The 11,174-nt window shown below is 74.2% G+C and carries 10 protein-coding genes; 5 read left to right on the forward strand and 5 right to left on the reverse strand.

Features of this window, described 5'->3' with window-relative positions; all coding sequences use genetic code 11:
- Positions 1-143 precede the first annotated feature (143 nt).
- The 4 genes from FHS37_RS05615 to FHS37_RS05630 form a co-directional block, all read right to left on the reverse strand.
- Complete coding sequence (locus FHS37_RS05615; RefSeq protein ID WP_229889959.1) at positions 144-1,349, reverse strand: hypothetical protein; 1,206 nt, start codon at positions 1,347-1,349, stop codon at positions 144-146.
- The gene (locus FHS37_RS05620; protein WP_184817920.1) at positions 1,346-3,019 is read right to left on the reverse strand and encodes a DUF3492 domain-containing protein; all 1,674 of its coding nucleotides are present in this window, start codon (positions 3,017-3,019) and stop codon (positions 1,346-1,348) included. Before FHS37_RS05620 ends, FHS37_RS05615 begins: the two co-directional genes overlap by 4 nt.
- A gap of 172 nt (positions 3,020-3,191) precedes the next feature.
- Positions 3,192-4,721: a DUF3152 domain-containing protein gene (locus FHS37_RS05625; protein WP_184817921.1), complete on the reverse strand. Its 1,530-nt coding sequence runs from the start codon at positions 4,719-4,721 to the stop codon at positions 3,192-3,194.
- Positions 4,722-4,729: 8 nt separating this feature from the next.
- Positions 4,730-5,803, reverse strand: a complete 1,074-nt coding sequence (locus tag FHS37_RS05630) for an alpha/beta fold hydrolase (protein ID WP_184817922.1) — start codon at positions 5,801-5,803, stop codon at positions 4,730-4,732.
- A 188-nt stretch (positions 5,804-5,991) separates the two neighbouring features.
- Between FHS37_RS05630 and FHS37_RS05635 the strand changes: the two genes are divergently transcribed.
- The 4 genes from FHS37_RS05635 to FHS37_RS05650 all read left to right on the forward strand — a co-directional run bounded on the left by FHS37_RS05635 (position 5,992) and on the right by FHS37_RS05650 (position 7,915).
- Complete coding sequence (locus FHS37_RS05635; protein WP_184817923.1) at positions 5,992-6,219, forward strand: Rv3202a family protein; 228 nt, start codon at positions 5,992-5,994, stop codon at positions 6,217-6,219.
- 198 nt (positions 6,220-6,417) lie between these two features.
- Positions 6,418-7,062, forward strand: a complete 645-nt coding sequence (locus FHS37_RS05640) for a TetR/AcrR family transcriptional regulator (protein WP_184817924.1) — start codon at positions 6,418-6,420, stop codon at positions 7,060-7,062.
- Between the two features lie 152 nt (positions 7,063-7,214).
- A complete protein-coding gene (locus FHS37_RS39120) occupies positions 7,215-7,442 on the forward strand; it encodes a DUF3107 domain-containing protein (protein WP_184817925.1) in 228 nt (75 codons plus the stop codon).
- Positions 7,443-7,645: 203 nt separating this feature from the next.
- Positions 7,646-7,915, forward strand: a complete 270-nt coding sequence (locus tag FHS37_RS05650; RefSeq protein ID WP_184817926.1) for a hypothetical protein — start codon at positions 7,646-7,648, stop codon at positions 7,913-7,915.
- A gap of 44 nt (positions 7,916-7,959) precedes the next feature.
- Here the strand turns inward: FHS37_RS05650 and FHS37_RS05655 are convergent, their stop codons facing one another.
- A complete protein-coding gene (locus FHS37_RS05655; protein WP_184817927.1) occupies positions 7,960-8,715 on the reverse strand; it encodes a ferritin-like domain-containing protein in 756 nt (251 codons plus the stop codon).
- 480 nt (positions 8,716-9,195) lie between these two features.
- On the opposite strand from FHS37_RS05655, the gene FHS37_RS05660 reads away from it, so the two are divergent.
- The coding region (locus FHS37_RS05660; RefSeq protein WP_245005412.1) for a DEAD/DEAH box helicase at positions 9,196-11,174 on the forward strand (1,979 nt) is incomplete at its 3' end.

Below are 11,174 nucleotides of genomic sequence, written 5' to 3' on the forward strand. Positions count from 1 at the left end.
GAGCTGCTGGACGGGTGATCATGTGGGGGTTCTCCTTCACATGGGGGTGCGGATGCGGGTGTGTGGGGTGTCCGGCCTCGGTCCGGCACGGAGTCGGCCGCTCGCCGAGGAGCCCGGGCCGGCGCGCCGGCCGCTGCGGCCGGTCACCGTGGTCGCTCCGGGTGGGTGTGGGCCGAGGCCCGGGTGAGTCTGCGGGACGCGTGGACCAGGAGGATCAGGGCCGCCGCCCCGCAGGTGAGGGTGGGGACGGCGGCGGGCCCCCAGGCGGTGACCAGCGTGTCCACGGGTGTGGCCAGCGCGGCGCAGCCGGGGAGACGGGCCGCGAAGACCGTGGCCAGGGCCGCTGCCTGGGCGGTGACCGTGGCCACGAGGATGACCTTCGGCGCGTGGGTGAAGCCGTGCACCGTGAGGAGGCGGGCCAGGAGGAGGAGGGCGCCCAGGGCGAGGGTCTGGGGGTGGGCGAAGGGCTCGTCGAGGAACGCGGCCGAGAGGGCGAGGAGGGCCGCCAGGGCGCACAGGAACAGGGCGAACGCACCGAGCAGCGCGGGCCGGGCGGAGGCGGCGAAGTCCTCCAGGCCCCGGCTCGAGGCGAGCCTGCGGCGGGCGTGGGCGGAGAAGAGGTGGGCCGTCCAGGCCGCGGGCGCGCAGGCCAGGGCGAGCGCCAGGACCGGGGCGGTGGTGAACGGCCAGTCCCCCTCGGCGGCGCCGGTGGGCAGGCCGTCGGGGCCGCCGGTGATCGCGGCACCGAGCAGGCCGTCGCCCAGAAGGGCGTAGCCGATGAGCCAGCAGGTCCAGGACGCCGTGGTGGAGCGGCGCGGGGCGGTCGCGGTGCGGTCGCCGGTGCTCAGCGGGCCCCGGCGCAGTGCCGCGCGCAGCGCGAGGGCGACGGCGAGGACGCCGGCGGCCGCCGCGAGGAGGCGGGTCTGGCCGTGGGTGAGGCGCAGGGCGGTCAGCGACGCGGCGCACAGCGCCCCGGGGAGCAGGGTGAGGACGATCCAGTCGGCGCGTGCCCGGGGGACCGCCGTGGCCGCGGGGGGCCGGGAGTCGCCGTCGCGCGGGACCCGGGCGTACAGCTCCTCCGCGAGGGAGAAGACGTCCCGGTGGCGGAAGCGCGCGGCGGTCCGGTCGGTGACGCCGTGGGCCTCCAGGCCGGCCGCGATCTCCAAGGGGTCCACGGCCTGTTCGCACAGTTCGCGGTGGCGGTGCAGCAGCGCCTTGACCGGGTCGGCGGCGCCCCGGCGGGGAGCGGGGGCGGGCTCGTCCGCCGGGGCGGTCCGGACGTCCGGTGCGGGGAGCAGCGGGCCGCCGGGCTCCGCCGTCTCCCGGCGCAGTTCGCCGAGGTCGGTCATCGGGCTGCCTCCGTCGTGGGTGCCGGCGTGGCGGCGCCCACGGGTGGGTCCGCCGCCCACACGGGGACGGCACGCGGGGTGCGGTCGGTCCAGTGGCCGGGGACGCGGGCCTCGGCGGGGGTGGCGAAGGGCAGGGGGTCGCCGCTGTCGTTCAGCCGGAGGCGGCGGACCGGGGTGCGCGCGACGGTCTCCAGGTAGAGGCCGTGGAACGCCGCGACGTTCTGCTCGACGGTGAACAGTTCGAGCGCGCGGGCGCGCGCGGCGGCCCCGAGGCGCGCGCGGCGCGCGGGATCGCGCAGCAGGGACACGCACGCCTCGGCGAGCGCCCGGGGATTGCGCGGCGGGACGACGAGGCCCGTTCCGCCGATGGCCTCCACGACGGCGCCGACGTCCGTGGAGACCGTCGCCCGCCCGCAGAGCATCGCCTCGACCAGTCCGACCGGGAACCCCTCGACGACGCTGGACAGAACGGTCACGGCGCCCGAGGCGTACGCGTCGGCGACGGTGGGCAGGTCCGGGCCGCCGATCTCCTCGAAGGACACCGGGTTGGCACCGACGGAGTGCGGGCCCTCGGCCTCGTCCGGGAAGAGCTGCGCGGCCAGCGCCCTGCAGTGGCCGAGGTAGTCGGCGCCCTCCGCACCGGACGGGCCGCCTATGATCCGCAGGCGGGTCCCGGGCTCCTCCTTGCGGATCTCCGCGAAGGCGTGCAGCAGCGAGACCAGGTCCTTGGCGGGCTCCACCCGGCCGACCCAGACGAGGGTGTGCGGGTCCGCGTCCTCCTGGGACTCGCCGACCTCGTCGAAGGGCGCGGCGTCCATGCCGGGGTGGACCGTACGGAGCTTCGCCCGGTCGGCGCCGCAGCGTTCCTGCCAGCGGCGGGCGTGGGCGTTGCCCGGTGTGATGAACGCGGCCCGGCGGTAGGTCTCGGCGGCGAGCCTGCCGTGGAAGGCGGCGAGCAGGGCGCGGACCGCGGGTGAGGAGTCCGGGCGGGTCAGGTAGTGCGTCCGCAGCCGTACGCCGTACTCGGTCACCAGCAACGGGATGCCGAAGAAGTGGTGGGCGAGCAGACCCGGCAGGGCGGCCGCGCCGCCGGCCGTGGCGTGGCACAGGTCGACCGCGCCGAGGCCGTCCTCCTCGTACCAGTCGAGCGAGAGGGGGCGCAGGGCCTGCTCGAGGTGCGCGGCGACGGCCAGCAGATCCGGTACGCGGGCCTCGCGCGCGGCGCGCAGGGCGCGGGGCGCGCGACAGGCGCGCTCCAGAGCGCGTACGGCGGTCTCGGAGCGGAGCGCGGCCACCAGGCCGCCTTCGTCGCGGGCGAGCTCGGCGAGGCCGTACAGAGCGGTGGCGAAACGGTCCGCCTCGGGTGCGGCGGGGTCCGCCGCCGTGCAGAGGGCCGCGGCCAGTTCGCCGTAGTGCTCGGTGAAGCGCCGGCGTGCGCGGCGGCCGTACACCACCCCGTCGTCCCCGGCCGTCCACAGCGGTGCGGTGAGCACCCTGCCGACCTGCGGCGGCAGGGGGACCCAGCCCTCGTCCTCCTGGGCTTCGCCGCGACTGAACGCGTAGACGTCGAACTCGTGTCGGTCGAGTCCGCGCACGAGGCGGTCGCACCAGAGCCCGGCGCCACCGCTCACATACGGATAACCACCCTCCGTGAGCAGTCCGATGCGCATGTGTGCACCCCCGATCTCCCGTATGGGGAGCCGCCGTTGGTCCGGCGGCTCGCAGCGGGACGAACGTATGCGGACAAGGCGGTGGCACGACGGACGGTTGTCCGTCGTGCCACCAAAAGGGGTGAACGGGCGTAACTTTCCCGCGCGGGAGGCGTTTCTCCCCGCTAGGGGATCAGGCCTTCGGGTAGGGCCACGGGTTCGGCCGGCAGTCGATGCCGTCGTGGTCCACGAACTTGGTCTGCTGCTGCATGACCGGGGCGAGGTCGCCGTCCTTGTCACAGGTGACGTGGCCGTAGCCCAGGCGGTGACCGATCTCGTGGTTGATCAGCATCTGGCGGTAGGCGTGGATCGCGTCGCCGTACGGTTCCGCCCCCTGCGCCCACCGGTAGGCGTTGATCATCACGCGCTGGGTGGCCGCGGAGTCGCAGGAGACGTTGTCCACGGTGGTGTCCAGGCCGGACCTGGCGCACCAGTCGGCGGTGGTGCCGGGGCTGGCGAGGGTGATCACGAACCTGACCTCGCCGGAGTGGACGCGCTCGAAGGTGCGGGCGCCGTTGTGCGCCCAGCTGCGGTCGTCGTTGAGCGTCTTCTGCACGGCCTCGGCGAAGAGTTCGCCGTCGAGGCCGAGGCCCTGCTCCACGTCCACCCGGTAGGTGATCTTCTCTCCCCTGCCCGGTGCCTTGTCGACGCCGGGGATCGCGTCGAACTTCCCCGAGCCCTCGAGCGTGGCGCTGAGCGGGTACGTCCGGTCCATCTTCTGCTCGTACGTCAGCGGCTCGGAGCCGGGCACTCCGGCGGGCGCCTCCCGGTCTTCCCCGCGCGAGGCGGGGTCACGGGCGTCCCGTGCCTGGTCGGGGGCGGACTGCGCCTGCATGTCGGAGCCGCCGTGCTCCTCGGTGACCTGACCGGCCACGATCACGGCCAGCACCGTGGTGACGGCGGCGGCCGCGATCCCGGTGAACGCCCGCCCCTTGCCGCCCCTGGCCCGCGCGGGTTCACCGGTGGGCGGCGCGTCGTCGTCGGGGTCCGGCGGAACGGCGGTGGCCGGAGCGGTGGTCCAGTCGGTGACGGCGGCGTACGGGTCCGTGGGGTGCGCGGGGGCGGGCCGGCGGGGCGCGAAGAGGTCGTCGTCCTCGTCGAAGGCGTCCAGGTAGTCCTGCCGCGGCCCTCCGCGGGGCGCCTGTCCCTGTCGCGGCAGGGACGGGTCGGCCCCGGCCGGCATGCCGTACCCGGTCCCGGCCGCCGTCCGTCCCCTCAGCTCTCCCCAGCCACCGCCGGGTTCCCGCTGCTCGGGGTGGCCACCGCGGGTTCGGGGGGCGCCGTCGGGCACACCCGGGAACCCGTGCGCGGGCGTGCCGTCCGGCGGGCGCGGAGTCCCGTGGGCGGGCGCCCCCTCCGGGAGCCATCCGTTCGGGAGGCGCGGCACACCGTGAGCGGGCGTGCCGTGTCCCGGGGGGCCGTACGCCGGGGTTCCGTACGCCGAAGCCCCGTGTGCCGGGGTCCCGTACGCCGAAGCCCCGTGTGCCGGGGCCCCGTGTGCCGGGGCCCCCTGCGGCGTTCCGTACGGGCCCCCGTACCCCTGGGGCCCCTGGGTCCCGGACGGCCCCGGACGGGCCTCGCGACCGTCCCGGCCGCCCCGTGCTGCGGTTGTGTCCGCGGTGTCGCCCTTCGGGGCGGGTCCACGACGGCTGTGGCGTCCCACGTCGCGCCTCAGCCCCTTACGTTCTCGGCGGTGGTCCCGCCGTCGACGGCCTCGTCCGCACCGGTGTCGGCGGCCGGGCCGGGGGCGCTCTTCGCGCCCGGCTCCCCAGTATCCCCCTCGACCCCCGGATCCGTTGTGTCCGCGAGGAGTTCGCGGAAGGCGAGGGCCACGGTCTCGGGGTGCTCCATCATCGCCACGTGTCCCGAGTCCGGGATGGTCACCAGCCTCGAGTCCCGGAACGCGCGGGCCGCCCGCTGGGCCATCCGGAAGCCGACGAGCTGGTCCCGGCCGCCGTAGACGAGCAGGGTCGGCGCGAGCACCCGTTCGGCCTGGCGCCACAGTCCGTGCTGGCCGCCCAGCGTGTAGGCGTTGACGAGCCCTCGCGTGGAGCGCGCCATCGCGTCCCAGAAGTACGGCAGCCGCATCCGCCGCTCCATCTCCCGCACGGCGTTGCGGAACCCCTCCGGCGTCACCCGCGCGGGGTCCCCGTAACAGAGGGCCATCACACCGCGGACCCGCTGCTCCGCCGTCCACCCCCGGGTGATCCGGGTGAACAGCGGTGCGACCCCGGGCACCGCCAGCAGTCCCGTCGGGACGGCGGTGCGCTGCACGCGCAGTTCCGGCAGGGCCGGTGAGACGAGCGTGAGCGTGCGGACGAGGTCCGGGCGCACGGCCGCGACGCGGGTCACGACCGCGCCGCCGAGCGAGTTGCCGAAGAGGTGCACCGGGCCGCGTCCGGCGGCGTCCAGATAACGGATCACCGCGCGTGCGTGCGCGGTGAGGGAGTAGTCGCCGTCGTCCGGGGGCGGGGAGTCGCCGAAGCCCGGCAGGTCCACCGCCTCGCTGTCGACGACGTCCTCCAACAGGGGCATCAGCGCCGACCAGTTCAGCGAGGAACCGCCCAGTCCGTGGACGTGCAGGGCGGGCGGCAGCCCCTCGCGCGCGGGTGGCCTCGACCGGATCGACAGCGTGATCCCGGGCAGCTCCACCGACCTGAGCCGCTCGCCCTCCGCGACCCTGACGGCGGCCACTTCGGGAAGCACGCTTGCGGGCGGCACGGACGGCAGCTCGGTCGAAGACATGCGGCAATGTTACGAGACGATCACGCACTGGTTCACGTGTTCGCCGTCACAGAGCCGCGTGCGCATCCCGTCACGTCCCGGTCGCGGATCGCATAGCGTCCGGATCGGGTGTCTCCTAGGCTCGTACAGAGGGCACCCGCATGTGGCCCCTGCATTCTCCAGGGACGTTCGTAGGAAGGGAGCCCAGCATGGCCGTAGATCCGACCGACCCCGAGACGTTCGAGGAGGACGAGGACGTCCGCGAGGACCAGGAGTTCGACGTCGAGGCCCCCGAGGTCGACGCGGCAGAGCAGCAGGCGGACGTCAGGCCGGACCGCGACGACCCGCTGACCGGCGTCGACCCCGAGCGCGCCAACGAGGCGGATCTGGTGGAACAGACCAGGGTCGTCTCCCTCGACGAGGACGACTACCGGTGAGGAGACCGTGGAGGAGGGCCTCATCGAGCAGGAGAGAGGCCGTATTTTGCCCGCTCTGACACCTTTTGAAACCGTCCGTACGGCTTTCACTGCCGTCCGGTCCGTGAAATTCTGCGCTCTCACCGCGCACACCACGGTTACCGAAAAGTACGATGGCGGCGCGGCTCACACCGCATGTGGACGACAATGGGAGGCGGCGTGACAGCCATCGAGCAGACAGAGGCGGTACGCCCGAGGGGGACACGCCTGCCGCGCCGGGCCCGACGGAACCAGCTGTTGGGCGCCGCCCAGGAAGTCTTCGTCGCACAGGGCTACCACGCGGCCGCGATGGACGACATCGCCGAACGCGCCGGCGTCAGCAAGCCGGTGCTGTACCAGCACTTCCCGGGCAAGCTCGATCTCTACCTCGCCCTGCTGGACCAGCACTGCGAGTCACTGATCCGGTCGGTGCGCCACGCGCTCGCGTCGACGACCGACAACAAGCAGCGCGTCCGGGCGACCATGGACGCCTACTTCGCGTACGTCGAGGACGACGGCGGCGCCTTCCGCCTGGTCTTCGAGTCGGACCTGACGAACGAGCCCGCCGTGCGCGAGCGCGTCGACAAGGTGACCAACGACTGCGCGGAGGCGATCTGCGACGTGATCGCCGAGGACACCGGGCTCTCGCGGGCGGAGTCGATGCTGCTCGCCTCGGGGCTGGGCGGACTCGCCCAGGTGGTGGCCCGGTCCTGGCTGCACAGCGACCGCAGCGTGCCGCGTGACCAGGCGGTGCAGCTGCTGACCTCGCTCGCCTGGCGGGGCATCGCCGGATTCCCGCTGCACGGCAACGACCAGCAGCACTGACCGCACGGGCGGACACCGGCGGTCGTTCGTTCCCGGCGGCTGTTCGCTCCTGGCGTGGCCGGGCGAAGCGTGTCCGTCCCCTCACCGGGCTAATGTGTGCTGGTACGGCGCGGAAGGTCGCGCACTTCACTGACCGTCGGAGGGACATAGCCGTGGAGGTCAAGATCGGCGTGCAGCACGCGCCCCGCGAGATCGTTCTGGAGAGCGGTCAGAGCCCCGAGGAGGTCGAGCGCGTGGTGGCCGAGGCGCTGGCCGGGAAGGCTCAGCTGCTGAGCCTCGTGGACGAGCACGGCCGCAAGGTCCTGGTACCGGCCGACCGCCTCGCGTACGTCGAGATCGGCGAGCCGGCCCCACGCAAGGTGGGCTTCGGCGCGCTGTAGGCGACGACCGGCGCACGACCAGCAGTCGGGGAAGGGCCCGGCGGTGCCGTACGCGGCACCGCCGGGCCCTTCCCCGTTCGCGGGGGGAACCGTTCACGGGAAGAGCACGGTTCCTCCACAGAGGAGGATTAGATTCCGCAGGTCAGGGGTAAGACGGGCTACGACCGATGTGAGCAGGCCGGCCATGTGGGAGGGACCCCGACATGCTCCTGGAAGCACTCAGCTCCGCGATCCTCGGCCTCGCTCTGGCGTGGGCGGCCACACGCCGCCTGCCGCACCGCTTCCCCGCCCGCGCCCTGGTCCTGCCGACCGGCGTGGCCGGATCCCTCTTCGGCGCCTTCCTGACGCACACCGCGCTGGACGCCGTGAACCTGGCGACGCTCCTGCTCGGCGCGGTGACCGTCTCCGTGGCCTCCCTCTCGCTGCTGCTGCGTCCCGCGGGAAGACTTCGTCGCCGATCGGCGACCGCCTGACCGGTCGCCGACGGCGACGCGGGCCCTGACGAGCCGGACCGGCGTCAGGCCGCCAGCCCCAGCGCCGCCATCCGCTTGGTGTGCGCCTCGGTGATCCGGGAGAACATCCTGCCGACCTCGGCGAGGTCGAAGCCGTCCGCGACACCGCCCACGAGCATCGTCGACAGCGCGTCCCGGTCGGCGACCACCCGCTGGGACTGCGACAGCGCCTCCCCCATCAGCCGCCGCGCCCACAGCGCGAGCCGCCCGCCCACGCGCGGGTCCGCGTCGATCGCCGCGCGCACCTTCTCCACGGCGAAGCCGCCGTGTCCCGTGTCGTCCAGCACGGCCAGCACCAGGGCGCGGGTGTCGGAGTCGAGGCGGGCCGCGACCTCCCGGTAGAAGTCGCTGGCGATGGAGTCGCCGACGTAGGCCTTGACCAGGCCCTCCAGCCAGTCGGAGGGCGCCGTCTGCTTGTGGAACCCCTCGTACGCGGCGACGAACGGCTCCATCGCGCGCGTCGGCTCCTCGCCGATCTCGGCGAGCCGGTCGCGCAGCCGCTCGAAGTGGTGGAACTCGGCCGACGCCATCTTCGCCAGCTCCGCCTTGTCCGCCAGCGTGGGCGCCAGCTTGGCGTCCTCCGCGAGCCGTTCGAACGCCGCCAGCTCCCCGTACGCGAGCGCGCCGAGCAGGTCCACGACGGCGGCGCGGTACTGCGGATCGGCGGAGGCGGCCGCCCAGTCCATGGCGGCGACGCCGGTGTGCCCGGCGGGAGTCTCGGGGGTGTCCGCGGCGTTGTCAGGCTTGTCAGAGCTCGTCATGAAGCGCACAATAGCCCGCTTGCCGGGCACCGGAAGGGCATGGCCGATCAGTGTGACGACGACTACGTGACCAAATCGGCCATGGCGTGTGCGCCGATCCGGGGTATGGTGGTAATGCGCCTGCTGAGCACTTCGACGTACTCGACAGGCCGCATGTATGAGGATGCCCGGTCGGTGGCCCGATCGGCTCCGACCCGACAGCCCTCCCTGACCGTACGGCACCTCGCGTACGACGATCGGAGGGAACCCTCAGCGGTACGAGCGCTAGAGCGTCGGCAGTGGTCCCGTGCCCTACGGCACCGCCCGTAAGGCAGCCGACGTCCCCGGCACGGTCCCGACACGACCCCCGCGCTCGCCTCGCACCGCGTACACAGAAGAGGCAGCACCCTGACTACGACGTTCCGAGAGCTCGGGATCCTCCCCGAGACCGCCGAGGCCCTGGAGGCCGTCGGCATCATCACCCCCTTCCCCATCCAGGAGATGACGCTCCCCGTGGCCCTGTCGGGCACGGACGTCATCGGCCAGGCCAAGACCGGCACCGGCAAGACGCTCGGCTTCGGCCTCCCGCTCCTCGAGCGGGTCACCGTCCCCGCCGACGTGGAGGCGGGCCGCGCCAGGCCCGAGGACCTCACCGACGCCCCGCAGGCGCTCGTCGTCGTCCCCACCCGCGAGCTGTGCACCCAGGTCACCAACGACCTGCTGACCGCCGGCAAGGTGCGCAACGTGCGCGTCGTCGCGATCTACGGCGGCCGGGCCTACGAGCCGCAGGTCGAGGCCCTGAAGAAGGGCGTCGACGTGGTGGTCGGCACCCCGGGCCGGCTGCTCGACCTGGCCGGGCAGAAGAAGCTGGACCTCGCGCACGTGAAGGCGCTCGTCCTCGACGAGGCCGACGAGATGCTCGACCTGGGCTTCCTGCCCGACGTCGAGAAGATCATCAACCTGCTCCCGGCCAAGCGCCAGACCATGCTGTTCTCGGCCACCATGCCGGGCGCGGTCATCGGCCTCGCCCGCCGCTACATGTCGCAGCCCACGCACATCCGCGCCACCGCGCCGGACGACGAGGGCGCGACGGTCGCGAACATCAAGCAGCACGTCTACCGCGCGCACTCCCTGGACAAGCCGGAGATGGTCGCCCGCATCCTGCAGGCCGAGGGCCGCGGACTGGCGATGGTCTTCTGCCGCACGAAGCGCACGGCCGCCGACATCGCCGAGCAGCTCCAGCGCCGCGGCTTCGCCTCCGGCGCGGTCCACGGCGACCTCGGCCAGGGCGCCCGCGAGCAGGCGCTGCGCGCCTTCCGCAACGGCAAGGTGGACGTGCTCGTCTGCACCGACGTCGCCGCCCGCGGCATCGACGTCGAGGGTGTGACGCACGTCATCAACTACCAGTCCCCCGAGGACGAGAAGACGTACCTGCACCGCATCGGCCGGACGGGCCGCGCGGGGGCGAAGGGTACGGCGATCACCCTGGTCGACTGGGACGACATCCCGCGCTGGCAGCTGATCAACAAGGCGCTGGAGCTGGACTTCGGCGACCCGCAGGAGACGTACTCCACCTCCCCCCACCTGTTCGCGGACCTCGGCATCCCCGAGGGCACCAAGGGCGTCCTGCCGCGCTCGGAGCGCACGCGCGCCGGGCTGAACGCGGAGGAGCTGGAGGACCTGGGCGAGCCGGGCGGCCGGGGACCGCGCGGGCGCGGTGGCCGGGGCGGGCGGAGCGACTCCCGTCCCGCCGAGCAGGAGTCCTCGACCCGTACGCCGCGCCGCCGGCGCCGCACGCGCGGCGGTGCGCCGCTGGACGAGACGGGCCGGTCGGCCACGGCCCCGGCCGTCGAGGGCACCGGTGAGGCGGAGGCCGGCACGGCCGTCCGCACCCCGCGCCGCCGGCGCCGTATGCGCGGCGGGGTCCCGGCCGAGGCGGCGCCGGCCGCGGCGACCGCGGTCGAACCCGCGGAGCCCACGGAGCCCGCCGAGCCGGAGCGGTCCGCGCAGTCCGCCGTCGCCACGGCCGAGGGCACGGCCGGGGACGCCCCCGAGACCCCCGCGAAGCCGCGTCGTCGCCGTACCCGCAAGGCTGCGGCAGCGGTGGAGACCGCGGTGGCCCCCGAAGCCCCGGTGGCCACGGACACGGCGACGGTCACCGAGCCCGAGTCCGAGGCCCCGGCCGCCGAGCCGCGCCGCCGTCGTACCCGCAGGACCGCGACCGCCGCTGCGGCCGCGGAGGCGGCGGTCGACACGGTCGAGGGGACCACCGAGCCGGCCGAGGCCGTGGAGGCCGGGCCCCGCCGCACCCGCAAGACGGCGGCGAAGGCCGAGGCGGCGGTCGAGCCGGCGCAGGCGCCGGAGACCACTGCGGAGGCCACGGCCGAGGCCGAGCCCCGCCGCACGCGGAAGACCACGGCCAAGAAGGCCGAGGCAGCCGTCGACACGGCGGAGGCCACCGAGGCCAAGCCCCGGGTCCG

This window comes from Streptomyces griseomycini, assembly GCF_014203535.1.
GTDB lineage: Bacteria > Actinomycetota > Actinomycetes > Streptomycetales > Streptomycetaceae > Streptomyces > Streptomyces griseomycini.